At 68.0% G+C, this 24272-nt stretch carries 21 protein-coding genes; 9 read left to right on the top strand and 12 right to left on the bottom strand.

Going from position 1 to position 24272, the window contains the following annotated elements; all coding sequences use genetic code 11:
- Position 1: 1 nt before the first annotated feature.
- The gene (locus tag AB0L82_RS01925) at positions 2–928 is read right to left on the bottom strand and encodes a YegS/Rv2252/BmrU family lipid kinase (RefSeq protein WP_364629540.1); all 927 of its coding nucleotides are present in this window, start codon (positions 926–928) and stop codon (positions 2–4) included.
- Positions 925–2502 (bottom strand): FAD-binding oxidoreductase, encoded by a 1578-nt coding sequence (locus tag AB0L82_RS01920; protein WP_364632723.1) that lies wholly within the window; start codon positions 2500–2502, stop codon positions 925–927. Before AB0L82_RS01920 ends, AB0L82_RS01925 begins: the two co-directional genes overlap by 4 nt.
- Before the next feature lie 116 nt (positions 2503–2618).
- Here AB0L82_RS01920 and AB0L82_RS01915 point away from each other — a divergent pair, with 116 nt between their 5' ends.
- Together AB0L82_RS01915 and AB0L82_RS01910 are read left to right on the top strand one after the other, a co-directional pair.
- Positions 2619–3245 (top strand): TetR/AcrR family transcriptional regulator, encoded by a 627-nt coding sequence (locus tag AB0L82_RS01915; RefSeq protein WP_364629537.1) that lies wholly within the window; start codon positions 2619–2621, stop codon positions 3243–3245.
- Positions 3242–4783 (top strand): glycerol-3-phosphate dehydrogenase/oxidase, encoded by a 1542-nt coding sequence (locus tag AB0L82_RS01910; RefSeq protein ID WP_364629534.1) that lies wholly within the window; start codon positions 3242–3244, stop codon positions 4781–4783. Before AB0L82_RS01915 ends, AB0L82_RS01910 begins: the two co-directional genes overlap by 4 nt.
- 88 nt (positions 4784–4871) lie before the next feature.
- On the opposite strand, the gene AB0L82_RS01905 is transcribed toward AB0L82_RS01910, so the two are convergent.
- On the bottom strand, positions 4872–5375 hold the full coding sequence (locus AB0L82_RS01905; RefSeq protein WP_364629531.1) for a hypothetical protein: 504 nt from the start codon (positions 5373–5375) through the stop codon (positions 4872–4874).
- Between the two features lie 221 nt (positions 5376–5596).
- Here AB0L82_RS01905 and AB0L82_RS01900 point away from each other — a divergent pair, with 221 nt between their 5' ends.
- The gene (locus tag AB0L82_RS01900) at positions 5597–7045 is read left to right on the top strand and encodes an FHA domain-containing protein (RefSeq protein WP_364629529.1); all 1449 of its coding nucleotides are present in this window, start codon (positions 5597–5599) and stop codon (positions 7043–7045) included.
- Between the two features lie 46 nt (positions 7046–7091).
- Here the strand turns inward: AB0L82_RS01900 and AB0L82_RS01895 are convergent, their stop codons facing one another.
- The 3 genes from AB0L82_RS01895 to AB0L82_RS01885 are packed head-to-tail and all read right to left on the bottom strand — an operon-like array spanning position 7092 to position 11970.
- The gene (locus tag AB0L82_RS01895) at positions 7092–9419 is read right to left on the bottom strand and encodes a serine/threonine-protein kinase (protein ID WP_364629526.1); all 2328 of its coding nucleotides are present in this window, start codon (positions 9417–9419) and stop codon (positions 7092–7094) included.
- Complete coding sequence (locus AB0L82_RS01890) at positions 9416–11344, bottom strand: hypothetical protein (protein WP_364629524.1); 1929 nt, start codon at positions 11342–11344, stop codon at positions 9416–9418. Before AB0L82_RS01890 ends, AB0L82_RS01895 begins: the two co-directional genes overlap by 4 nt.
- Positions 11341–11970 (bottom strand): hypothetical protein, encoded by a 630-nt coding sequence (locus tag AB0L82_RS01885; protein WP_364629521.1) that lies wholly within the window; start codon positions 11968–11970, stop codon positions 11341–11343. The genes AB0L82_RS01890 and AB0L82_RS01885 overlap by 4 nt, the downstream gene beginning before the upstream one ends.
- Positions 11971–12022: 52 nt before the next feature.
- Between AB0L82_RS01885 and AB0L82_RS01880 the strand changes: the two genes are divergently transcribed.
- The 6 genes from AB0L82_RS01880 to AB0L82_RS01855 all read left to right on the top strand — a co-directional run bounded on the left by AB0L82_RS01880 (position 12023) and on the right by AB0L82_RS01855 (position 17986).
- Positions 12023–12493 carry a hypothetical protein gene (locus AB0L82_RS01880; RefSeq protein ID WP_364629518.1) on the top strand — a complete coding sequence of 157 codons (471 nt, stop codon included), beginning with the start codon at positions 12023–12025 and terminating at the stop codon, positions 12491–12493.
- Between the two features lie 434 nt (positions 12494–12927).
- On the top strand, positions 12928–15228 hold the full coding sequence (locus AB0L82_RS01875; RefSeq protein ID WP_364629515.1) for an FdhF/YdeP family oxidoreductase: 2301 nt from the start codon (positions 12928–12930) through the stop codon (positions 15226–15228).
- A gap of 6 nt (positions 15229–15234) precedes the next feature.
- On the top strand, positions 15235–16047 hold the full coding sequence (gene fdhD / locus AB0L82_RS01870) for a formate dehydrogenase accessory sulfurtransferase FdhD (RefSeq protein WP_364629512.1): 813 nt from the start codon (positions 15235–15237) through the stop codon (positions 16045–16047).
- A 101-nt stretch (positions 16048–16148) separates the two neighbouring features.
- Positions 16149–16523 (top strand): nuclear transport factor 2 family protein, encoded by a 375-nt coding sequence (locus AB0L82_RS01865; protein ID WP_364629510.1) that lies wholly within the window; start codon positions 16149–16151, stop codon positions 16521–16523.
- Between the two features lie 82 nt (positions 16524–16605).
- On the top strand, positions 16606–17157 hold the full coding sequence (locus AB0L82_RS01860) for a hypothetical protein (RefSeq protein ID WP_364629507.1): 552 nt from the start codon (positions 16606–16608) through the stop codon (positions 17155–17157).
- A 259-nt stretch (positions 17158–17416) separates the two neighbouring features.
- The gene (locus AB0L82_RS01855) at positions 17417–17986 is read left to right on the top strand and encodes a carboxymuconolactone decarboxylase family protein (RefSeq protein WP_364629504.1); all 570 of its coding nucleotides are present in this window, start codon (positions 17417–17419) and stop codon (positions 17984–17986) included.
- A 13-nt stretch (positions 17987–17999) separates the two neighbouring features.
- On the opposite strand, the gene AB0L82_RS01850 is transcribed toward AB0L82_RS01855, so the two are convergent.
- The 6 genes from AB0L82_RS01850 to AB0L82_RS01825 form a co-directional block, all read right to left on the bottom strand.
- Positions 18000–18932, bottom strand: coding sequence for a DUF389 domain-containing protein (locus AB0L82_RS01850; protein ID WP_364629501.1), 933 nt, complete (start codon positions 18930–18932; stop codon positions 18000–18002).
- A 192-nt stretch (positions 18933–19124) separates the two neighbouring features.
- Positions 19125–20405, bottom strand: coding sequence for an ATP-dependent Clp protease ATP-binding subunit ClpX (gene clpX / locus AB0L82_RS01845; protein WP_364629498.1), 1281 nt, complete (start codon positions 20403–20405; stop codon positions 19125–19127).
- A 267-nt stretch (positions 20406–20672) separates the two neighbouring features.
- Complete coding sequence (locus AB0L82_RS01840; RefSeq protein ID WP_364629495.1) at positions 20673–21350, bottom strand: ATP-dependent Clp protease proteolytic subunit; 678 nt, start codon at positions 21348–21350, stop codon at positions 20673–20675.
- A gap of 33 nt (positions 21351–21383) precedes the next feature.
- A complete protein-coding gene (locus AB0L82_RS01835) occupies positions 21384–21965 on the bottom strand; it encodes an ATP-dependent Clp protease proteolytic subunit (protein WP_364629492.1) in 582 nt (193 codons plus the stop codon).
- Between the two features lie 151 nt (positions 21966–22116).
- On the bottom strand, positions 22117–23511 hold the full coding sequence (gene tig / locus AB0L82_RS01830; protein WP_364629489.1) for a trigger factor: 1395 nt from the start codon (positions 23509–23511) through the stop codon (positions 22117–22119).
- Between the two features lie 171 nt (positions 23512–23682).
- Positions 23683–24243 carry an FKBP-type peptidyl-prolyl cis-trans isomerase gene (locus tag AB0L82_RS01825; protein WP_364629486.1) on the bottom strand — a complete coding sequence of 187 codons (561 nt, stop codon included), beginning with the start codon at positions 24241–24243 and terminating at the stop codon, positions 23683–23685.
- Positions 24244–24272 lie beyond the last annotated feature (29 nt).

Genomic DNA, 24272 nt, shown 5'->3' with positions numbered 1-24272 from the left:
TTCAGGGGACCAGGATTTCCAGCGCACCCGGATGTGCGATGAAGGTGGCGGGGAGCATGCCCGCCGGATCGCCGTCCGCGGTCGCGGGCGCGTCCGGGGCGGTGAGGGTGAAGCGCGCGGCGGTGTACTGGGTGGTGGCCGGATGCTCGATGCGCTTGCCCGCGGACAGCGCGGGCAGCAGGCGCAGCAGATCCCGGCGCGGCATGGCCCCGACGACCGTGAGATTCAGCAGGCCGTCGTCGATGACAGCGTCGGGGGTGATGAGCATGCCGCCGCCGTAGGTGCGGGTATTGCCGACCGCGACCATGATGGCGTCCTGTTCGATCACGGTGCCGTCCGGATGATCCGGTGAGCCGTGCAATTCGATGCGATACGGCACCGCGAGCTTGCCCACCAGCTCCAGCAGGGCGGCCACGGTATAGCGCAGCGGACCCTTGGGCCAGGTCATTCGGTTGGCGCGCAAGGTGACTCGGGCGTCGAGGCCGGTGCCGGTGACGGTCGCGAACCACATCGGGCGCGCGGCGGCCTCGGCCTGCACGGTGCCCAGGTCGATGGTGCGGGTCTTACCGCCCAGCACCACATCGACCGCGGCGGTCGCCTCGTCCGGGATGGCGACCTCGCGGGCCAGATCGTTACCGGTACCGCCCGGCACCAGCCCGAGCGGAACACCGGTGCCGACCAACGCCTGCAACACCACGCAGGTCAGGCCGTCACCGCCCGCCGCCACCACGGCGTCGGGCCGGGCGGCCGGATCGGCGAGCGCGGCGCGCACCCGGTTCTCGGTATCGGTCGCCGAATCACCGCTGATCTCGATGACCTGGATACCGCGTTCGGCGAACAGGTTGGCGGCGGCGATCCCGACCTGCACGCCTTTACCGTGGCCCGACAGCGGATTGGTCACCAGCAGTACGGAGCGAATCTCTCTCACGGAATGAGCTTCCCAGGGTTCATGATTCCGGCGGGGTCCACGGCATTCTTCACCGCGCGCAGCACCTGGACGCCGAGATCGCCGATTTCGGCGGTCATCCACGGGCGGTGATCCGCGCCGACGGCGTGGTGGTGGGTGATGGTGCCCGAGGCGGCGACGATGGCATCGCCGACAGCGTGTTTGGCCTCGGCCCACTGTGCGATCGGATCGTCGGCCTGCTTGGCCACGATGGTGAAGTAGAGCGAGGCACCGGTCGGGTAGGTGTGCGAGATATGGCACATGACCAGGGCAGGCGTGCCCTGTGCGGTGAGCGAATCGGTCAGTGCGGCGGTGACTTTCGCCTTCAGGTTGGCGAGATTGGACCAGGTGGTCGCGGTTTCGAGGGTCTCGCACAGAATTCCGGCGTCCAGCAGGGCATCTCGCAGATAGGGTGCGGCGAAACGGCCGTGCTCCCATTCGCGGGCCGGATTCTCGCCGAGAGCGGTGCCACCGGCGGCGCTGAGCAGATCCGTCGCTTCGGCGCTGCGGGCCGCGACATGCGCCGCGGTGCCCTCGAAGGTGGTGACCGCCAAGCAGCCGCCGACGGGTGCGCCGCCGATATCCCCGGCGCGAGCCAGGTTCAGGCCGGTCTCGGCCTCATCGGACAGGCGCATCACGGTGGGTGCCGCACCCGCCTGGATGACCGTGCGCAGCGCGTTCGCGCCGGTGGCGAAGTCCGGGAAGGACCACGCCTGGTACGCGGTGGTCTCCGGGACGGGATGCACGCGCAGGGTGACGCCGGTGATGATGCCGAGGGTGCCCTCGGAACCGGAGAAGAGTTCACGCAGATCGGGTCCGGCGGCCGAGGCGGGAGCCCGGCCCAGATCGAGACCGCCTGCGGGCGTGGCGATTCGGAGCCGCTGGATCATATCGTCGAAGCGGCCGTATCCGGCCGACGCCTGACCCGAGGAACGTGTGGCCGCGAAGCCGCCGATGGTGGCGTATTCGAAGCTCTGCGGATAGTGGCCGAGCGAAAGTCCGTGCTCGGCAAGGAGTTCCTCGGCGCGCGGACCGGTCAGACCCGCGCCCAGGGTGGCGGTGCCGCTGATCGGATCCACCTCGGTGATGGTGTCCAGGCGGCGCAGGTCCACGGCGATGACCGCGCCGAAAATGCCTCGGGCCGGGTCCAATCCGCCGACGACGCTGGTGCCGCCGCCGAAGGGAACCACGGCGATGCCGCTGCCGGAACAGTATTCGAGCAGGGCGGTGACCTCGTCGTGGTCGGCGGGGAAGACGACGGCGTCGGGGGCGTCCTGCGGGGCGGTATCGCGGCGGCGCAACAGATCGGGGGTGCTCTTGCCGCCCGCGTGCCGCAGGCGATCGCGGTGGTCGAGGGAGAGGTTGTCCGTACCGACCACCGCGCCGAGCCCGGCTTGCTGTTCCGGGGACAGGGCCGATGCGCGCAGCGGCACGTCGCCCTCATCGCGACGGGTCGCCGGCTCACCGGATACCCCGAATACCTGCGCGAGCAGTCCCCGGATTTGTTCGGGCAACGGTTTGTGTCCGGACGGGGAGCCCCAGGCGTCCCACACCATACTCGCGCGGGCTTGCGGCTCGCCCGGGTTTTCCGTGGATGCGGAGGCTGCTCGTGTGTCGACCATGCGTTACAGTCTGACATAGAATGTCAAGCAGTAACGAAACCCTCCCAAGGATGGCGGCAACCGTGGCCTCGACCGAACCATCATCCGCCGTCGACCGGGCCATCATGGACGCGGCGCGCGCCTGCGTGGCCGAATTCGGCGTGCGGCGCACCACGCTCACCGAGGTGGCGCGGCGCGCGGGCGTGAGCAGGCCGACCGTGTACCGGCGCTGGGCCGATACCGGATCGCTGGTGGCGGATCTGCTGGTGCGCGAATTGCGCGAGATCATCGCCGAGGCCATCCCCGACGGCGGCACCGCGCGTGAGCGACTGGTGGGCGCGATCGTCGGCGGCGGTTCGATGATGCGGCGGAATCCGCTGTTCGCCAAGATCTTCCGCACCGATGCCGATGTCATGCTCACCTACGTCTTCGAACGGCTCGGCCGCAATCAGCGCGCGCTGATCGGGCTGTTCGCCGAAACCATTCGAGAAGGCCAGCGGGACGGGTCGATTCGCGAGGGCGAACCCGAACAGCTCGCCGCCATGCTGTTGCTGCTGGCGCAGTCCGCCGTCCAATCCGCGGGCACCGTCACCGATTTCCTCGATTCGGATCAGCTCGATATCGAACTCGGCCGGGCCATCACCGGCTATCTGACTCCGGTCCTCTCCACCGCTCCACGGCGAAAGGTCTTCCCATGAACGACACTTCGGCTCGGCCCAGCTCGGCGCTCAACGCCGCTCGGCGGCAACGGGAATGGGCGGCGCTCGGCGACGAGACCATCGATGTGCTGGTGATCGGCGGCGGAATCACCGGGGCCGGTGTGGCTTTGGACGCGGCCTCGCGCGGGCTGCGCACGGTGCTGGTGGACAAGCATGATCTGGCGTTCGGGACCAGCCGGTGGAGTTCCAAACTGGTGCACGGCGGGCTGCGGTATCTGGCCAGCGGCGGGGTGGGCATCGCGCACGAGAGCGCCGTGGAGCGGGATATCCTGCTCACCCGCACCGCACCGCATCTGACCCGGGCGCTGCCGCAGGTGGTGCCGCTGCTGCCGAATATCGGTGCGGCACAGAAGGCATTGGTGCGGATCGGGTTCCTGGCCGGGGATGTGCTGCGGCGGACCGCGGGCACCTCGGCGGCGGTGCTGCCGCGTTCACGGCGGGTGGCGGCGGCCGAGGCATTGCGCTTCGCGCCGACCGTGCGGCGGGACGGATTGCGCGGCGGATTGCTCGCCTGGGATGGGCAGCTCGTCGACGACGCGCGGCTGGTGGTGGCGATCGCGCGCACCGCGGCGCTGCACGGGGCATCCGTGCTCACCCGGGTGGCGGCGAGCGATGTCACCGGGACCTCGGCCGTGCTGACCGATCGGCTCACCGGCGAAACCCGTACCGTCACAGCGCGTTCGGTGATCAACGCGACCGGCGTCTGGGCCGATCAGGTGGATCCGAGCATCGAATTGCGGCCCTCGCGCGGCACCCACCTGGTGTTCGACGCGGCCGCGTTCGGCGGGCTCACCGCCTCGCTGACGGTGCCGATTCCCGGCAGCACCAGCCGGTTCATCTTCGCGTTTCCGGCCGCGCACAATCGCGTCTACCTGGGGCTCACCGATGAGGAAGCACCCGGTCCGGTCCCGGACGTGCCGCACGCCACCGAGGCCGAGATCGATTTCCTGCTCGACACCGTCAATACGGTGCTGCGGGAACCGTTGACCCGCAACGATATTCGCGGCACCTACGCGGGGCTGCGCCCGCTGCTGCGCACCGGTGACGACAGCACCGCCGATATCTCCCGCGAGCACGCCGTGCTGACCTCCCCCACCGGGTTGATCACCGTGGTCGGCGGCAAACTCACCACCTATCGGAAGATGGCCGAGGACACCGTGGACGCGGCCATCGCGCACGCGCACCTCACCGCGAGCCCGTGCCGCACCCGCGATCTCCCGCTAATCGGCGCGGTGTCCGGTAAGGCGCGCGATGGCATCGAAGCGCCCAATCGACTGGTCGAACGCTACGGCAGCGAGGCGACCGACATTCTCGAACTGATCGACCACGATCCGGCACTGGCCGCCCCGGTCGCCCCCGGAATCGATGTCACCGCCGCCGAATTCGTCTTCGCCACCACCCACGAGGGCGCACTCGATATCGACGATCTGCTGGACCGCCGCACTCGCATCGGACTGGTGGCCACCGACCGCAAGGCCGCCACCCCGGCCGCCGAGGCCGCTTTCATCCGGCCCTGATCCGGCCGCGACTGCGCGGGAGCGGGTACGACCGGTGCCCGATCAGTCCCGCTCGCACCGGATGCGGCCCGCATCGTGCGGATTCGGCCTAGCCGCCGACGACGTAGCAGCCCGAACCGCTGCTGAGCCCGGTCGCGGCGGTGAGGTCCAGCCACGGGACGACATCCTCGCCCGGGGCGCTGTGCTGGACGACGGTGATGCGATGCGGGCCGACCGTGGCCGGAGTCCAGCGGGCCTGGGCCAGCGCACCGGAGGGACGCGCGACCGCGAACTGAATGCCGTTGTCGTAGAAGACGACCGGAGTCGACGGGTCATCCACGTACGCGTTGACCATGTAACCGCAACCGGTGCCGTAGCTGCTCGCGGAGCCGAAACTCAGGCCGGGTTCCGCGCCGACCCGGGTGGCGGTCGCACCGGCGGGTGCGGCCAGCGCGGTGACGCCGAACGCGAGCGCCGCCACGGCGAGCGGCCCGGCGATACGCCCTTGGATGGCAGACCCGGCGGCCCGCCGGTCTCCGCCGACGTGCCCCGCAGCGCGCTGATTCCCGGCGGACGAGCGGGTGACGCGCGTATTCCTGGTGATCGTGCCCATATGGATTCGGTCCTCATCGGGTGTGCCGGAACCGAATGCACCGGCGCGTTCCCCCGATCCTCGCGCCCCGAATGCGCTCGCGCGGAGTATTCCGACAATCCGGCGAGTCCGTGTCGCCCTTCGGTGGACCGGTCGGCTGTTTTCTCGACCGATGCGGTCAGGGCGGGGAGCACCCTATGCTGGGCTGCGATGTTGTGGGCGCCGGACATAAGGAGGCGCGAATGGGGCGGATTCCGACAACCGTAGGGCTGATGCGCGGGGATGGGCTGGTCGCGCGGTTCGGCAATGTCGTCATCTTCCTGGCGGGGACGAGCCCGTCCACCGAACGCATACTCGGCGCGGCCGAGACGGCGGCGACCGCGGCCGATCCCGGGATAGCGATCGCGCAGCGGCTGGCGGCGACCGTATTCAGCAGCGGGTCCGCGCAACCGCCGTCATTCGGGGTGGTCGCGCCCACCTCCGGGGGAATTCTGGTGCTGCTGCGCGGGCCGGTGCGAGCGATCGTCGACGGGCCGGAGGGTTCCCGGCATCTATCCGGGGCGCGGGCCATGACCTGGGTCGATGAAATCCTGCGCGATCCGGTGCGCAAACTGACCGTGAGCGCGGAAAGTGATCCGGGTAACGCGGTCCCGCACACCGATCTACGCTCCGGGATCGCCGCGGCGGGCGGATTCATCATGAACGCCCCGCCCAGCGGGATCACCCCGCCCCTGCGCACCACGACGGCATCCATCCCGAAACCGCCGCCGCCCGAAACCAGTCCGGCCACACCCACCCATGACGCGACCAGACGGACATCCACGCCGACGCCGTCGCACACCCGGTTCCCCGCTCCCGGCTCGGAGGCACCGCGACGCGAGAACGCCGCCGCGGCCGGTGGTTCGGAGCCCATTCGCCCGGTGAACGGCGGAGCCGCCGCCGTGCGGCCGTCGTCCGGTGATTCCGAGCCCGGGCGTGCGATCCCCGGTGACTCCGGGGCGGTGCGCCACCGAGCCGCGACCGCGCCGGGGGCGACACCGGAGGAGACCCAGGCCATCTCCGCCCTCGAGGCCGAGGAATCGCGAGCCGCCGCCGCGAAGGCGAGCCGTGCCGTACCCATCGCCGATCCGGTCTCGGGTGAGCGGGCCGCCGTATCGGATATCGCGACACCGGTGCGGGACAACAGTTCTCCGGATGCCGCCGAAGCCGAGACCCGCCCGGATGCGGAGGATCAGCCTCCCACCGCCGCCTACGACGCGAAAGCCGCTGCCGCCGAAGAAGATTCCGCTCCGCGAGTGAAACCCATTGCGGGACGCGTGGAACCGGAGACCGATAAGATCGGCGGCCGTCCCGGCGCGCTCACCTCCGCCGACGGCGCGAACTATCCGCTGGACCGGCCCTACGTGATCGGCCGCGACCCGATGATCGACGAATCGGTGCGCCGTGCCGCCGCCGCACCGATCGTCATCCCCCGCGACCGCCACGTATCCCGTGTGCACGCCCACGTTTTCATCGATAAGGGCCTGGTCCTGATCCGCGACGCCGCCACCCCCGGCGGCACCTACGTCGCGGCTCCCGGAGCCCAGGAATGGATCCGCGTGGGGCAGCGCCCCATGGAGCTCAAACCCGGCTGGAGCCTGCGGGTCGGCGACCGCATCCTCACCTATCAGCCCAACCCCAGCCGCCGCTGACCAACCGCTCCATCCCGTCGGTGCATGAACCATCTCGCACGCGGCGTCAGGCACGCTCGCGCATGCGGAGGACTCGGACGTAGCGGAAGCGTTTGCCGACGCGACGGCAGCCGGTCGCCAGGGCGGCCCCGGCCGCGGCTCCCACTGCGGCACAGACGATTACGGTCGCGAAGGTGGGTTCGCGACCCAGCAGTATCCAGGCCGCGGCAACCGCCGCGATGCCGAGTACAGCCGTGCTGAGGGTCAAGCCGATGGTGGCGGCGATGCGGGAACTGCCTCTACGCAGGGTGCGCGCGTTGGATTCGGCGTAGGCGGCGGCGAACAGGATCAATAGCAGGGTGCCGATGGCGGTGGCCGTCGTGGTGGCGCGCTGGGTGGAGTGCATGCCGAATTCGTAGGACTGCACCTGGGACCCATTGCGGAACAACGCCAATTCGGCGGTCTGGTTTCCGGCGAGCACATACGGATTCACCGGTGGCGAGACCTCGACCTCGGTTCCCGGGCTCATATCGGTCGCCGTACCTCCAACCGTCGCACCCAGCACCTTCAGCGAGAGCCGCACCGAATCGGCGTCGACACCGTTGAGCGTGACGGGAAGCGGCTTGGACAGGTCCACATCCACCCGGCTCACCGCGGCCGGATCCACCCCCGCGACCCGCACGGCCCCCGCCGGAACATCCCGCGCCGATCCGGCACCGATCCCCAGCACCGCGGCCGCGACCACCGCAACGCCCAGTACCGCGGCCGCCACGAACGGCAGCCGCGGCGACCGCAGCGTCACCACTCGCTGCACCGGCACCAAATCCTTACGATCCACATCGACCAGCCGAACCCCGTTGTGCCGAATGGGTTCCAGCGGCCGCACCCGCACCAGCGGCCCGCTGATCCACCCCGCCGCCGCTGCGGCCCGAGCCCGATCCGGCGGCCGCACCCGGGGAGTGTTCCCCCCGGTCTGCCCGGGCCGTGGTCCATTCCGCGCGCCGCGCTGTCCTCCCGACGATCCGCCGGTACCGTCACCGGACTCACTGCCGAAAAGCAGGGGCGGGACCGAATCGCCCGCACCCCTGCGCGTTCCGTCCTGCGGGTGCCGCGACTGTCCGGCCCGCAGTGTCGGATCGAACGGCCCGCCCACCCGGGTGGGAGACGGCCCGGTCCCCGGGAACGGTTGTCCCGCACGGACAGTGGGATCCTCCCGATTGCCCGAAGGCGGGGTTCGCGGACCGGAGTCGAAACCTGCGGAGGGATTCGGGGTGGGGCGGAAGCCGCGTCCGAAGCCTGTGGAGTTCGGGTTGCCTGCTGCTCCAGCGGGATTCGGGGTGCGACCGGCACTGCCGGAGTAATGGGGGTCCGCGTCGGAGCGGGCGGGGTTCGGTGTGCGATCGCGGCCGCCGGCGCGATACGGGTCGGCAGGCAAGGGTGGGGGTGTGAAGGGGCGCGGGGTGCCGGTGGCGGCGGCGACTATCGTGTCCGCGCCGATCAATGGAATGCCGACGGGGGTGAGCCAATTCGCGCCCCAGCAGTGGGCGGCGGGTTCGGCCAGGGCTATGCCGAAGGATTCGGCGGTGTCGAAACGTTCGATCGGGTCGGGGGCGAGGCCGCGCATGACGACTTCGGCTATGGGCTGCGGGACGGTGGGGGCCACCGAATCGAGCGGGACGGGTTCGCCGTAGGCGTGGGCGAAGAGCATGGCCATGGCGTCCTGGCCGGGCGGGAAGGGCAGCGTGCCGGACAGGAGTTGGTAGAGCATGGTGGCCAGGGCGTACACATCGGTCGAGGGTGAGAGCTGTTGGCCGCGAACCTGTTCGGGGGCGATATAGGAGGGGGTGCCGATGATCTCACCCGCTCTGGTCACCAGGGTGTCCTCACCGCCGACGATCTTGGCGATGCCGAAATCGGTGAGTTTGAGCGTGCCATTGGCGGAGAACATCAGGTTGGACGGCTTCACATCGCGATGCAGAATGCCATTGCGATGCGCCGCGTCCAGTCCGGCGGCACAGGACAAGGCCACCGCGACCGCCGCCGTAGCCTCGAATCCCGCTGTCATGAAACGACTTTCGACGGTGCCGCCGGGCAGGTACTCCAACACCAGCAGGCACATATCCTCATGCTCGATGTAGTCGTACACCGGCACCACATGCGGATGATCCAGCGCCGCCATCACCCGCGCCTCGGCCACGAACCGGCGCCGCACCTGCGCGTCATGGGCGAACTGCGGCGGAATCTGCTTGATCGCCACCCGCCGCCGCAACCCGCGATGCGTCCCCGCCAGCACCACCCCGCACCCGCCCCGCCCCACCTGCCCCTCCACCACATACGCGGGCAACGCGGCCCGCACCCGCTCGATATCCCCCTGATCCAAATCCCGCACGCTCATCGTCCCGCCCCTCCCGGCCGAAACCGCCACTCCCCCGGCCCATTCCGAATGGTCGGCTCATCCTCACCGGCAGGCACGGGCTTCCGCCCGACCTGCTCCCGCCCGATCGTCTCCTCCTCCACCGGCCCCACGGGCCGCACCACCTTCTGCTGCGGCCCCGGGGGCGCGGTGGGCGACACCGACTCGGTAGTTGGGACCGGCTTGCGCCCGATGGTCTCCTCCTCCACCGGGCTCGGGGGCCGCACCACCTTGCGTTGCGACTCTCGCGGTGCCGCAGGTCCTACGCTCTCGCCCGGAGGGCTCTCCGCTGCGGGCGACATGACTGTCTCGGCCGCGCCCGCCGGGTTTTCCGGACCCGGGGACACCATCGTTTCCGCAGGTTCCGACGGGTTCGGCGAGGCTTTCGCGGACTCCGGGGGCGGAGCAATCTCAGTGGCGTGTCGCTCCGGCTTCCGCAGGTCGGGCTTGGATTCGGCCGGGGCATGTGGTCCGTGCGCCGCTCGGGTTGTCGCCTCGATCGGCGCGGCGGGATTGGCGTTGCCTTTGGGAACGGGTGGCGTTTCGGGGCCGGAAACCCGCGAGGCGGGCTGTCTTCCGGTGGTAGGTGCGGTCGACTGTCGGCCGCGCGCGCTGCCCGCCGGATAGCCGAGGGTCTCGAGTTCGTCGGGGCTGAGAATCGGCGTGCCGCCGGGGCCTCGGCCCGTTGTCTGGGGTGCGGGCGCGGCGCGGAAGGCCGGGGAACCGGGCATTGCGGTGGCGGGAAGGTCGGGAGCGCCCGTGGGCCTGGGGATTTCGCCGGAGGGCGGTGGCCGCATGCCGACTATCGGCATCGGGCGGCTGGGTGTTCGGCCGGGCTGATAGGTGTTCGAACGAGGGATGGGCGAACCGCCGGAGTTGAAACCCCGTGCACCGCCCGGGTTGTGGGCGGCTCCCCCGCCCGGAACGGGGCCGACCACACCACCCGGAACGGGGCCGACCACACCGCCCGGGGCATAGCCGACCGCACCGGCGGGTGCGTAGCCACCGCCAGGGTTGGCGGACATACCGGCCATATCGGGGTGGTTACCGCTCGTACCGGGGAGAGCGGTGGCCAGATCGGAGGAGCTTGCCGGGTAGCCGTGGGCGTCGAGTTCTCTTGCGGCGGCGAGGTCTTCGGCGTCGAGTTCGAGATCGCTCGGAGGGCGCGGGGTGGGCGAGAGGTAGCCCGCGAGGAAGAAGACGGTGGCGGTGACGCCCGCGAGGGAGAGCCACAGGGCCGTGCCGGGGACCCACCAGCGGGCTACCGAGGCGGTGAAGCCGATCATGAGGCCGATGCCTATGCCGGGAGCCAGCAGGCGCAGACCGCGCTGCCAGCGGTTGGCCGAGAGGCGGTGTCTGGCAACGGTCAACGCGGCGTCGGCAATGGCGAGGAGGGTGAGGACGGCGAGGATGATGCCGAAGAGGCCGTAGACCGAGACCAGGGAGCCGCGTACATCGACGACGGTGTGGGTGCTGGTCAGGGGTTTACCGTCGGAGCCGATCAGGGTGAGGTCCGCGCCGATGAGACCGGTGGCCTGGCCGTCGAGTCCGGCGGGGTCCAAGCGGTAGGTGAGCTTCCCGGACTTGCCTGCGGCGACGGTCAATTCGACCGAGGTGGAGTAGGAGAAGAAGTTCAGGCCGAGGATATGCCCGGCCAGATCCACGCGGCGCACCGTGACGGGTTGGGCGGTGTCGTTGACCACCTCGACGGTCACCTGACTGACCTTGGCAGGGTCCAGGCGCACCGGATTGCGGGCATCCGCGCCCGCGATGGCTCGCCCCTCGATACTGGCGTTGGCGCGCACACCGTCCGCCGCCGAGGCCGCGGCCGGGCCGAACAATACTGCGGCAGAGAGGAATACAGCCAGCGCCCCGGCCAGGGCACGGCTGCTGCGGCGGACGGTCATCTGGGCCTCCGGGCGGGCAGATGGGATACCAGGCGATGGCCGAGGAACCAGCCGCCGATGAGCAGGAAGAACAGCAGCACCGTGGCGGTACCGGCATCGCCGCCCACCTGGCTGACCAGGACGACGTCCAGGTCCGCCGCGAGTTTGGGACCGCATTCGGCGGTCACCTGATGCTGGCCGATTTCGGTTGCGCCCGTGGGCAAGGTGGCGTCGAAGCCGCCGTCCGCCCGCGCACGGGTATCACCCGCACCGACACCGCCGATGGAGAGCTTCACATTCGCGTTGGCATCGCAGCCGCGCCCGGTCACGGTCACCGACGCGCCAGGCGATACCGCGACCGGGTTCAGCGACAGCCCGGAATTGGCCGGGAACACATCATTCGACCCGGCGGGCTTGGGAGTCTCCGGATTCGGCGGCTGCGTGTCCGGATTCGGTTGCGGCACAACGCTCTGCCCCGGATCCTCGGTGGGCGGCGGCGTGGTGACCGGCGGATTCGGCTTCCCACCACCGGGATTCGGATTCCCTCCCCCCGGATTGGGGTTCCCGCCACCCGTCTCGCATTTACCGCCGGCCGGTTTCACCGACCCGTCGGGGCATTTCTCGGGCGGCTGCGTCGTCGTGCACACCCCGTTCGCAGGCTTGACCGAACCATCCGGACACTTCTCCGGCGGAGCGGTCGTGGGACACACCCCATTCGCGGGCTTCACCGAACCATCCGGACACTTCTCCGGCGGAGCAGTCGTGGGACACACCCCATTCGCGGGCTTCACCGAACCATCCGGACACTTCTCCGGCGGAGCAGTCGTGGGACACACCCCGTTCGAGGGCTTCACCGAGCCATCCGGACACTTCTCCGGCGGCGTCGTCGACGGACACACCCCACTGGCGGGTTTCACCGAACCGTCCGGGCAGTACTCGACCGGCTTCGGGCAGCTGCCGCTGGACGGTTTCACCGACCCGTCGGGGCAGTATTCGATGACGGGTGCGCACTTGCCGCTGGCGGGTTTCACGGACCCATCCGGGCAGTATTCGGGTTGTGTGGCGGGGCATTTGCCGCTGCGCGGTTTGACCGAGCCGTCTCGGCAGTATTCGGGCTGCGGGTTGCCGTCGTGGGTGCCGGTGCAGTCGGAGGTGGTGCAGCCGTTGTAGCCGGGTGGTGCGGGTGTCGTGGTGCCCGGCGAATTCAGCAGGGCGGGAGGACCATTGGCGGGCAGGCGATCGGCGGAGGGTGCGCCGACCGATTGCGCGGGCGCGGGAATCGGTTCGGCAGCACCGATCCCGGCGGCGAGCACCATGGCGACGAGTGCGCAGAACGCCGCGAGAAGTCCTGGGATGCGGCCCGAATTCCGTACGCCGCGTGGAAATTTCGCACGCCGGTGCTGTTCGCCGGCACGCGGACCGAATACTACTGGTGTGTCCATCCGGCGTAACCTCGCTGGTTAGATGGTACGGCCCAGCGCCCCCCGTCGCGCGCGTGTTTCCCGTGCTCCCTATATCGCGGATGAGCCGCCGAATGTTCACCGGCCTAGGATTCATAGGACCACTTCGGTACCCCGGGTCCGTTCGAGAGGAGAATGGCCGTTATGCATCGTGCCGCGCCGAAAAAAGACATCGATGAGGCCGCGCTGACCGTCACCCCTCCGAAAACCGCGGCGGCGGGCGTGAAGGCCGTGACGGTGGCCCTGGAACGCGCCGTCGAGGAAATGGGCGTGATCCGCACCGCCCGCACCCTGACCAGGATCAATCAACGACACGGCTTCGACTGCCCCGGCTGCGCCTGGCCGGAGCCGACCGGCACCCGCCGCCCCGCGGAATTCTGCGAGAACGGAGCCAAGGCGGTCGCCGAAGAGGCCACGCTGCGCACCGTCACCCCCGCGTTCTTCGCCGAGCACTCCATCGCGGATCTGGACGGCAAATCCGGCTACTGGCTCGGCCAGCAGGGCCGCATCACCCATCCGATGGTGCTGCGCCCCGGCGATACGCACTACTCCCCCATCGCCTGGGATGACGCCTACCGCATCATCGCCGATGAGCTGCGCGGCCTGGACTCCCCCCATGAGGCGGTCTTCTACACTTCCGGTCGCACCGCCAATGAGACCGCGTTCCTGTATCAGCTGCTGGTGCGCAGCTTCGGCACCAATAATCTGCCGGACTGTTCGAATATGTGCCACGAATCCTCGGGCGCGGCACTGACCTCCTCGATCGGCATCGGCAAGGGGTCGGTGACGATCGACGATTTCAAGAAGGCCGATCTCATTATCGTGGCCGGGCAGAATCCGGGCACCAACCATCCGCGCATGCTGTCCGCCCTGGGTGAGGCAAAGGCGCACGGCGCCAAGGTGATCGCGGTCAACCCGCTGCCCGAGACCGGGTTGATCGGCTTCCGGGATCCGCAGACCATCAAGGGTTTCACCTCCGGCATCACCATTGCCGACGACTTCCTGCAGATCCGGCTCGGCGGCGATATGGCGCTGTTCCAGGGCCTGGGCAAACTGCTGTTCGAGGCCGAGGACCGCGAGCCCGGCACGGTGGTGGACCACGAATTCGTCAACGCGCACACCGCCGGTTTCGCCGAATACGAGAAGCAGGCGCGGGCGGTCGATCTCGGCATTGTCGAGGAGGCCACCGGGCTGACCCGCGCCGACCTCGATCGCACCGCGGCGCTACTGGCCGAATCCAAGGCCGTGATCATCTGCTGGGCAATGGGTTTGACGCAGCAGGTGCACGGCGTCGCCACCATCGAGGAGGCGACCAATCTACTGCTCATGCGCGGCATGATCGGCAAGCCGGGTGCGGGCGTCTGCCCGGTGCGCGGGCATTCCAATGTGCAGGGCGATCGCACCATGGGCATCTGGGAGAAGATGCCCGATGCCTTCCTGGACGCGTTGGATCGCGAGTTCGGCATCACGAGCCCGCGCGAACACGGCTGGGACACCGTCGATTCCATTCGCGCCATGCGGGACGGGCGCGGCAAGGTGTTCTTCGGCATGGGCGGCAATTTCGTCTCCGCCACCCCCGATACCGCGGTCACCGAGGCCGCACTGCGCAATTGCGCACTGACCGTGCAGGTCTCGACCAAACTCAATCGCAGCCATGTGGTGCACGGCCGCACCGCGCTCATCCTGCCCACCCTGGGCCGCACCGATGAGGATATGCAGGATGGTGTGCGCCAACAGGTTTCGGTGGAGGACTCGATGTCCATGGTGCACCTGTCCACCGGCCGGCTGAAGCCCGTCAGCACCGAACTGCGCAGTGAGGTCGCGATCGTGTGCGAACTCGGCGAGGCGCTGTTCGGCCCCGGGCATTCGGTGCCCTGGGCGCGGCTGCGCGGCGATTACGACCGGATTCGCGACGCCATCGCCGATGTGGTGCCCGGCTGCGCCGATTACAACGCGAAAGTGCGGGGCCGCAACGGTTTCCAGCTCCCGCATCCACCGCGCGACGCCCGCGAATTCCGCACCACCACGGGTAAGGCCAATTTCGCGGTGAACGAACTGCACTGGCTGCCGGTGCCCGAAGGCCGCCTCATCCTGCAGACCCTGCGCAGCCACGACCAGTACAACACCACCATCTACGGCCTGGACGATCGCTATCGCGGTATCCACAATGGCCGCCGCGTGGTGCTGGTCCACCCCGAGGACATCACCGAATTGGGTTTCGCCGAGGACGATCTCGTGGATGTCATCTCCGAATGGACCGATGGCAGCGAACGCCGGGTGGAGGGATTCCGCCTGGTCGGCTACGCCACCCCGCGCGGTAATGCCGCCGCCTACTATCCGGAGACCAATCCGCTCGTCGCGCTCGACCATGTCGCGCGCCGGTCGAACACCCCCGTCTCCAAAGCCGTCACCGTCCGCTTCGAGCGCCATATCCATAGGACCTAGGACGTCGTGAGCCGAGTAACCGCCCGCCGCCGCACCCTGCGCATCTCCCCGACCGGTGTGATCGACCGGCCCGACACCCTCGCGGTGGAGGAGCCGCTCGAAATCCGCACCGGCGGTGAGTCTTTGACCGTCACCATGCGCACCCCCGGCGCGGATATCGATCTGATCCACGGTTTCCTGTTCAGCGAGGGCATCATCGCCACCGCCGAGGACATCGTCACCGCCCGCTACTGCGCCGGCACCGATGAGAACGGCCAGAACACCTATAACGTGCTCGACGTCCAGTTCCGCCGGCCGGTCGAGGTGCGCCCGCGCAATTTCCTCACCAACAGCGCCTGCGGCCTCTGCGGTAAGACCGCGCTGGACGAGGTGCGCACCCTGACCCGGCATCCCATCCCCGCCGACGGCATCGAGGTCAAGCCGAGCGTGCTGGCCACGCTGCCCACCGAACTGCGTTCCCGCCAGGTGCTTTTCGACGCCACCGGCGGCCTGCACGGCGCGGGCCTGTTCACCCTCGACGGTGAAGCGCTGGTGGTGCGCGAGGATGTGGGCCGCCACAATGCCGTGGACAAGGTGATCGGCTGGGCGGTGCGCGAAAACCGCGTTCCCACACACGATCTCATGCTCATGGTCTCGGGCCGCGCCTCCTTCGAACTGGTGCAGAAGGCCGTCATGGCGGGTATTCCGCTGCTCGGCGCGGTCTCGGCCCCGAGCTCGCTCGCCGTGGACCTGGCCGCCGAATCCGACCTCACCCTGGTCGGCTTCCTGCGCGGTGAATCCATGAACGTGTACACCGCCACCCGCCGCATCGCCGTCTGATCCGGAGCGAGTTCCGCAGAGTGGGGCTGACGGGGGCGCGCGAGCCCGGTCGGCTGCTACTCTCCGACCTAGAACACGTTTCAATTCTTATGGGAGATGCCATGGCAGCGCAGGTTCGCGATGTGGTCGAGCAGTATGTGAAATTGGTGGCCAGCGGGCCGACCGACGACATCGTGCAGCTGTACGCCGCCGATGCCGTGGTGGAGGATCCGGTCGGCAGTGAGCCGCGCAAGGGCCACGACTCCATTCGTGAGATGTACGCCGCGCTCGAGCATATGCAGAACAAGACCACCGAACTGCTCGATATCAAGGTCGCGGGCAAGCATGCCGCCGTATCGTTCACGCTGGTGGGCGGTTTCGGCGATCAGCAGATGACGCTCTCGCCCATCGACATCATGGAATTCGACGATGAGGGCAAGATCGTCCTCATGCGCGCCTATTGGGGACCGGACAATATGGCCATGGGTCCCGCCTAGTCACACCGGGCCGCTTGCCCCCTTCCGATTGCCGAATTACGGTGTCAGCACTGAATGATTCGGCAACGGAACGGGAGGGCCGATGCGAATCTCCTTGCACGGCAGCGAGAACGGCATCCGGGTGCGCATGCGCCTGGAAATCAACCGGCGACGCTGGCTGGCATTGCAGATCATGCTCGGAATTTTGGCGCTGCAGGGGCTGATCGTGGGCGCCTGGGCGGTCTTCGCGCCGCACTCCTGGTACACCAGCTTCCCCGGCTTCGGGATGCGCTGGATCGCCGTCGACGGCCCGTACAACCACCACCTGGCCTCCGACGTCGGCGCGTTCTTCCTGGGCGCGGCCGCGGTCACCTGCGCCGCGCTGTGGTTCATGGACAGTCTGCTGGCGCGCGCCGCCGGCCTCGGCTGGCTGGTCTTCGGCGTCCCGCACCTGATCTATCACACCTTCCACCGGCCCGATGCGATGAGCACGGTCAGCTTCACGCTCAGCGTGATCGCCGCCATCGTGCTGCCCGCCCTGGGCCTGGCCTGCATTCTGGTCGCCCCGCGCGAACGCCGCCCGATTCCCGAGCCCGCGCCGTTCACCCTGAAATTCCCGCGTCGCTCCCGGTCGGGATCGCGTCCGCCGCGATGAATTTCGGTGGCCCGCACCGTCGTAACAGGTGAAGAGCGAGCGCCGATTTTCAAGCAAAGGGATAAAGGTTCAACGGCGAACCACGGGGAGTCAACGGCGATTCCCGGGCCGGGCGCGATCGATTCGTCGATCGTCACCGATTCCATACCTATCGACCGGTATTCGGGGTGGAGTGAGCTGGTTCACAGCCCGCTGAGCGTCACGTTCGACGGCGGTCTCTCGTCCAAGGGATAGCACCCGCGGATCGAAGGAGACCACCATGGGCGTCACCCGCATCCCCGTCGTCGGCCCGAAGCAGGCCGGACCACTGACCCGAGTCCTGTACTGGTACATGAAGCGCCGCTTCGGCGAGGTCCCGGAACCATTCACCGTTTCCGCCAATCATCCCCGGCTGTTCCTGGCCGCCTCCATCCACGAGGGATTGGTCGAACGCGCCAGTACGGTGCTCCCGGCGAATATCCGCGAGATCGCGGTCTATCAGGTGGCGCGCACGGTCGGCTGTTCCTGGTGCGTGGATTTCGGCACCATGCTCATGCGCCTGGACGACCTCGATATCGACAAGCTCCGTCATATCGAGGACTTCCGGACCAACCCGGCCTACAGCGAGGACGAACGCGCGGCCATCGCCTACGCCGATGCCGTCACCGCCACCCCGCCCACCGTCACCGACGAACAGGTCGCCGATCTCCGGAATCGCTTCGGCCCCAAGGGCGTCATGGAACTGACCTATCAGATCGCGCTGGAGAACTCCCGCGCCCGCGCCTATCACGCGCTCGGCATCACCGATCAGGGCTTCAGCCGGGATTCCTGCCGAGTCCCCTGGGCCTGACCGCAATTGATAGCTATGCATTAGCCGTTCTGGTCCAGCGCCGGGTCGCGCGCGGCCGCAACAGCAGCACCGCGACTCCGGCCAGCACGATGCCCGCCAGATTGATGGCGAGCTGGGCGATGGAACTCCCCGCCACATGCCATTTGCCCGCGATCGCCGCCACCACCGCCAAACCGGCGGCGGGGACGGTGGTCACCGAGATGAACACGCCCACCAGCACCGCCGAGGTCGAGGTCACCAGCGCCAGCATGCCCGCCGCACCGGCCAGCAATGCCACGACCAGCGAGAACGGGCCGACCTCGTAGATGAAGTCGAAATTGCGGGCGTTCTCCACATCCGCCACCCCGATCCAGCCGAAGCGAACCCACAGCAGCGTCGCCGCACCCGTGACCAGCATGGCCGCCGGGAAGGAGAGCGCCAGCGTGCCGAGCGAGCGCCGGACCAGCTGCCGATCACGGCGCACCATGCCGACCGAAAGCGCTGCGAGAGGCTGGAATTCGGGACCGACGACCATCGCACCGACCAGGGTCAGCGGTGACGCCGTGGTGACGCCCACGGCCGACAGCAGGAACGCGATGGTCAGGAAGGCGAAGAAGGTCGGGGTCAGCTCCGACGCCCGATGCACCTGATTGCGAATCTGCTCCCACACCACCGACTCGTCCGCCCGGCCGGGTGCGGCCCGTTCCGCCCGCGACGCGGCGGCCGAGAGCACCGTCCCCGTCGCATCGAGCGTAATCGCGCCCAGCTCAACCAGATCCAGTGCCCGCAGCGCGACGATCAGCTCATCCGCGATGGCCCGCGAGACATCGGCCTCGATCAGATCGCCCGCCGGTGCCACGGCCGCGCCGCGCAGCACGCTCACATTGGTGGACGCCGGTTCGGCCGCGAGCACTTCCAGCACTCGATCGGTGCGGGCGGCCGGGCAGATCACTCGCAGATGCAGCATCGCATCGCCTCCTTCGCAGCCGAAGTCACCCGCGCGTGGACCGGGGCTGCCGGTCCCTTACCCGCGTAACCGGCAGCACCCAGTGATCGTGGCACAGCGGTCGCGGGAATCGCGGAATCGCCATTCGGTGACGCGGACACAAAACGGCCCCGCGAGAGGTGGTCTCGCGGGGCCGGCTGCGGATTGTGCGGGTTACGCCGACTTCTCGCGGCGCTCCGGGGACTGACGCTTGCGCGGCACGATGGTCGGCAGCACATTGTCGTTCACGGTGTCGGCGTTGACGACGACCTTGGCGACATCGTCGCGGCTGGGGATGTCGTACATGACCGGAAGCAGGACTTCCTCCATGATGGCGCGCAGGCCACGGGCGCCGGTACCGCGCAGGATCGCCTGATCCGCAACGGCTTCCAGTGCGTCCTGGGTGAATTCCAGGTCCACGCCGTCCATTTCGAAGAGGCGCACGTACTGCTTGACCAGTGCGTTCTTCGGCTGGGCCAGAATGCGGACGAGGGATTCCTTGTCCAGGTTGGTGACCGAGGCGACGATCGGCAGACGGCCGATGAACTCGGGGATCAGACCGAACTTGATCAAATCCTCGGGCATCACCTCGGCGAAGTGATCGGCGGTGTCGATCTCGGACTTCGAGCGCACCTCGGCGCCGAAACCGATGCCGCGCTTACCGACTCGATCCTGCACGATCCGCTCCAGACCCGCGAACGCACCGGCGACGATGAAAAGCACGTTGGTGGTGTCGATCTGGATGAATTCCTGATGCGGATGCTTGCGACCGCCCTGCGGCGGCACCGAGGCCTGGGTGCCCTCGAGAATCTTGAGCAGCGCCTGCTGTACGCCCTCACCGGAGACATCGCGGGTGATGGACGGGTTCTCCGACTTGCGGGCGATCTTGTCGACCTCGTCGATGTAGATGATGCCGGTCTCGGCGCGCTTGACGTCGTAATCCGCGGCCTGGATCAGCTTCAGCAGGATGTTCTCGACATCCTCACCGACATAACCGGCCTCGGTGAGCGCGGTGGCGTCGGCGATGGCGAACGGCACGTTCAGCATCTTGGCCAGCGTCTGCGCCAGATAGGTCTTACCGCAGCCGGTCGGGCCGAGCATGAGGATATTCGACTTCATCAACTCGACCGATTCGCCTCGGGAGTCGCGGCCTTTATCACCGGCCTGAATTCGCTTGTAGTGGTTGTACACAGCTACGGCCAGGGTTCTCTTCGCGGCGTCCTGCCCGATCACGTACTGCTCGAGGAAGTCGCGGATTTCCGCGGGCTTCGGCAGCTCATCGAGTTTGACCTCGCTGCTTTCAGCGAGCTCCTCCTCGATGATCTCGTTGCACAGATCGATGCACTCGTCGCAGATGTACACCCCTGGTCCCGCAATGAGCTTCTTGACCTGCTTCTGACTCTTCCCACAGAAAGAGCACTTGAGCAGATCGCCGCCATCACCGATGCGCGCCATCTCCTGGGTCCCTACTTCCTTGTCCGCGTGCAACCATCTATCCCGGCTGCCGGCGAAGTGCCACCTATAAAGCGTATGCCGCCCCCGGCGATTGCGGGTACGGCCGGTGCGGCGGGTGCCGACAACCACGAGCAAAGGTCCCTAGAGTGACCGTACCCGTTATCCGCGACCGAGGTCGACAACTTGGGCACGTTTCTCATCGGACATGTGCGTGGACTCACCCCTGTCCGGGTGGCGGAGACGCACCGGCCCCGCCACCCGCCCACTTCACTTCTGTGCGCTGAGCTTGCGGTACTGGAACACCGTGTCGACGATTCCGTACTCCTTCGCCTCTTCGGCGGTGAGAATCTTGTCGCGATCGGTGTCCTTGCGGATGGTGTCCGCGTCCTTACCGGTGTGCCGTGCCAGCGTGGTCTCCATGAGACGGCGCATGCGCTCGATCTCGGCGGCCTGGATCTCCAGATCCGAGACCTGACCCTGGATACCGCCCGAGGTGGACGGCTGGTGGATCAGCACGCGGGCGTTCGGCAGCGCGGCGCGCTTACCGGGGGCGCCGGCGGCCAGCAGCACGGCGGCGGCGGAGGCGGCCTGACCCAGGCAGACGGTCACGACGTCGGCGCGCACGTACTGCATGGTGTCGTAGATGGCCATCAGCGCGGTGAACGAGCCACCGGGCGAGTTGATGTACATGGTGATGTCGCGGTCCGGATCCTGCGACTCCAGCACCAGCAGCTGCGCCATGATGTCATTCGCGGAGATGTCGTCGACCTGGTTGCCCAGGAAGATGATTCGCTCCTCGAACAGCTTGTTGTACGGGTCCGAGGTCTTGACGCCGTAGGTGGTCTGCTCGGTGAACTGGGGCAGGATGTAGCGCGCCTGCGGCAGCGAGGCACCGGCCGCCGCGAAGGTGATGCCCGCGGACCGCGGGTCGAACGTACTCGACATATGCGTCTCCAAAGTCTGTGTGGTGGGCGGTGATTAAGCGCCGTTGGCCTGGCGCGCGTGCGTGATCACCTGGTCGATGAAGCCGTATTCGAGCGCTTCCGTCGGGGTGAACCAGCGGTCGCGGTCGGCGTCCTCGGTGACCTGCTCCACGGACTTGCCGGTGTGCAGCGCCTGCAGCTGATTCAATTCGCGCTTGGTGTAGGCGAACTGCTCGGCCTGGATGGCGATATCGGAGGCCGAACCACCGATACCGGCGGACGGCTGGTGCATCATGATCCGCGAGTGCGGCAGCGCGAACCGCTTGCCCTTGGCGCCCGCGGCGAGCAGGAACTGACCCATGGACGCGGCCAAACCCATACCGACCGTGCGGATATCGCATTCGGCGAACTGCATGGTGTCGTAAATGGCCATACCCGCGGTGACCGAACCACCCGGCGAGTTGATGTAGAGCGAGATGTCCTTTTCCGGATCCTCGGCCGACAGCAGCAGGATCTGAGCGCACAGCTTATTGGCGATGTCGTCGTCCACCTGGCTGCCCAGGAAGATGATGCGCTCGCGCAGCAGGCGCTCGTACACCGAATCACTGAGGTTCAGACCAGCAGTCGCGGATGTCATATGCACCCCTGCCTGATTGATTGTCACGGATACCTGCCCTCTCTCACCGGCTCGGTCCCACCAAGCCCCTACTGATTCGCTGACACAGACACTAACGAAGCAGGGCGGCACCGAACTCCCGGTACCGCCCTGCTTCGCTCACAGCGCAAACTTACTTGGCCTCGGCCTCGGTGGCATCGGCGACCTCGGCGAGCTCTTCGGCGGAGATCTCCTCGGCCTCTTCGGCCGGGTTGCCGAACATTTCCGCGGTGTCGACCGCATTGCCCGCGGTATCGGTGACGGTGGCCTGGACCACCACACCCGCGAGGGCCTTACCGCGGCGCACATCGGCGAAGACCGCGCCCAGCTGACCGGCCTGCTGGATCTGCTGGATGAACTGATCGGGCGACATGCCGTAGCGCTGCGCCTGGAAGATGATCCGCTCGTACAGCTCGTCCTGGCCGACCTGGGTGTTCTCCGCCTCGGCGACGGCGTCCAGGAGCAGCTGGGTCTTGACCGACTTCTCGGCCGACTCCTTGGTGTCCTTGTCGAACTCCTCACGGGAGGAGCCCTGCGCCTCGAGCGCCTCGGCAAGCTTGGCCTCGTCGTGGTCGAAGCCGTGCACGGCGTCGTGCAGCACGGCGTCGATCTCGGCCTGGACGACCTTCTCCGGCAGCGGGATTTCGACGGTCTCGAGCAGGTTCTCGAGCACCTTGTCGCGGATGGCGCCGGCCTGCTCGACCTTCTTGGAGCGCTCGACGCGGCCCTTGAGGTCTTCCTTCAGCTCGTCGATGGTGTCGAATTCGCTTGCCAGCTGGGCGAATTCGTCATCGGCCTCGGGCAGCTCGCGCTCCTTGACCGACTGCACGGTCACGGTGATGACGGCTTCCTTGCCCGCGTGCTCACCGGCGACCAGCTTGGAGGTGAAGTCCTTGGACTCGCCCGCCTTGAGGCCGATCAGGGTCTCGTCGAGGCCCTCGATGAGCTGGCCGGAGCCGACCTCGTGCGAAAGACCGGTGGTGGAGGCCTCTTCGACCTCGGCGCCGTCGACGGTGGCCGACAGGTCGATGGAGACGAAGTCGCCGTCGGCGATCTCGCGCTCGACCGCGGTCAGGGTGCCGAAGCGCTGACGCAGCGAGGTGAGCTGCTCCTCGATGTCCTTGTCCTCGACCTCGATCGGATCAACCGTGACGGCGATCGCGGAGAAGTCGGGGAGGGTGATCTCCGGGCGGACGTCGACCTCGGCGGTGAACGCCAGCTCCTCGCCGTCCTCGATCTTGGTGATCTCGATCTCCGGCTGGCCGATGACCTTGACCTCGGTGGCGATCACGGCATCGCTGTAGCGCTTGGGGAGGACGTCATTGACGACCTGCTCCAGCACGGCGCCGCGGCCGACGCGGGCCTCGATCAGCTTCGCGGGCGCCTTGCCCGGACGGAAGCCGGGGATGCGGATCTGCCCTGCGAGCGCCTTGTATGCCTTGTCGAAATCCGGCTTCAGCTCCTCGAAGGGCACCTCGACGTTAATCCGGACCCGGGTCGGGCTCAGCTGCTCGACGGTGCTCTTCACGGACATGCTCCTTGTTCGTTCGTGGAATGATGTTCATTCCCCCCACAGGCATCCCGACCAGGTTAGTCGACGGTCGATGCGGCCTGATAACCGGTCATGGCAAAGCTCGCCGTACCGGACGGGTACGGCGTCCCGGCCGTCGCAACCCCCTGGTGGACGGCCTTCGGTCAGCTAACCAACCTTGACGGCGTCGGTCACGAAGACCAGCGTCTCGTACGGCTTCATACCGCGGCCGCCCGCGCCGTAACCCAGGTCCGGCGGCACGATCAGCAGGCGGCGCGCGCCCTGCTGCACACCGACCAGACCCTGATCCCAGCCCTTGATGACCTCGCCCGCGCCGAGGGTCAGCGCGAAGGGCTCACCGCGATCGAAGGAGCTGTCCAGCTTCTTCTTATCGGACCAGGTGAGCAGGGTGTAGTTCATGGTCAGCTTCTGACCGGCCTGCGCGCCCGGGCCGCTGCCCGGGGTGAGGTCCTTGGTGATCAGCGTCTTGGGCGGATCACAGCTGTCCGGGATGGTGATGGTCGGGGCCGTGCCGAAACCGCCGTCGACCTTGATGTCGTCGGCGGTGCACTCGCGGCCCTTCGAACTGGTCTGCGCCGCGGCCGAGGTGCTCGCCTTGGCCGTGGTCGTCGCGGCCGCCTTGGTGTCATCGCCACTGCCGCAGCCCGCCATCAACAGCACCGCCGCCGCCACCGCACTGATCACACCGGCTTTGCCCGCAACGCGCATTCCCGCTCCTCGCACCGAATCACCCGACG

Source organism: Nocardia sp. NPDC052001 (assembly GCF_040680615.1).
Lineage (GTDB): Bacteria > Actinomycetota > Actinomycetes > Mycobacteriales > Mycobacteriaceae > Nocardia.
Note: the sequence above shows the minus strand (reverse complement) of the source record. Positions and strands in the feature narration are given on the sequence as shown.

Bases quoted from the DNA above. Each gene is read 5' to 3' on its own strand.
- AB0L82_RS01900 (WP_364629529.1), top strand. From the start codon at position 5,597: ATGGGGCGGATTCCGACAACCGTAGGGCTGATGCGCGGGGATGGGCTG.
- AB0L82_RS01840 (WP_364629495.1), bottom strand. From the start codon at position 21,350: ATGTCGAGTACGTTCGACCCGCGGTCCGCGGGCATCACCTTCGCGGCG.
- AB0L82_RS01875 (WP_364629515.1), top strand. From the start codon at position 12,928: ATGCATCGTGCCGCGCCGAAAAAAGACATCGATGAGGCCGCGCTGACC.
- AB0L82_RS01825 (WP_364629486.1), bottom strand. From the start codon at position 24,243: ATGCGCGTTGCGGGCAAAGCCGGTGTGATCAGTGCGGTGGCGGCGGCG.
- AB0L82_RS01835 (WP_364629492.1), bottom strand. From the start codon at position 21,965: ATGACATCCGCGACTGCTGGTCTGAACCTCAGTGATTCGGTGTACGAG.
- AB0L82_RS01895 (WP_364629526.1), bottom strand. From the start codon at position 9,419: ATGAGCGTGCGGGATTTGGATCAGGGGGATATCGAGCGGGTGCGGGCC.
- AB0L82_RS01865 (WP_364629510.1), top strand. From the start codon at position 16,149: ATGGCAGCGCAGGTTCGCGATGTGGTCGAGCAGTATGTGAAATTGGTG.
- AB0L82_RS01905 (WP_364629531.1), bottom strand. From the start codon at position 5,375: ATGGGCACGATCACCAGGAATACGCGCGTCACCCGCTCGTCCGCCGGG.
- AB0L82_RS01860 (WP_364629507.1), top strand. From the start codon at position 16,606: ATGCGAATCTCCTTGCACGGCAGCGAGAACGGCATCCGGGTGCGCATG.
- AB0L82_RS01850 (WP_364629501.1), bottom strand. From the start codon at position 18,932: ATGCTGCATCTGCGAGTGATCTGCCCGGCCGCCCGCACCGATCGAGTG.
- AB0L82_RS01910 (WP_364629534.1), top strand. From the start codon at position 3,242: ATGAACGACACTTCGGCTCGGCCCAGCTCGGCGCTCAACGCCGCTCGG.
- AB0L82_RS01855 (WP_364629504.1), top strand. From the start codon at position 17,417: ATGGGCGTCACCCGCATCCCCGTCGTCGGCCCGAAGCAGGCCGGACCA.
- AB0L82_RS01920 (WP_364632723.1), bottom strand. From the start codon at position 2,502: ATGGTGTGGGACGCCTGGGGCTCCCCGTCCGGACACAAACCGTTGCCC.
- AB0L82_RS01890 (WP_364629524.1), bottom strand. From the start codon at position 11,344: ATGACCGTCCGCCGCAGCAGCCGTGCCCTGGCCGGGGCGCTGGCTGTA.
- AB0L82_RS01915 (WP_364629537.1), top strand. From the start codon at position 2,619: ATGGCGGCAACCGTGGCCTCGACCGAACCATCATCCGCCGTCGACCGG.
- clpX (WP_364629498.1), bottom strand. From the start codon at position 20,405: ATGGCGCGCATCGGTGATGGCGGCGATCTGCTCAAGTGCTCTTTCTGT.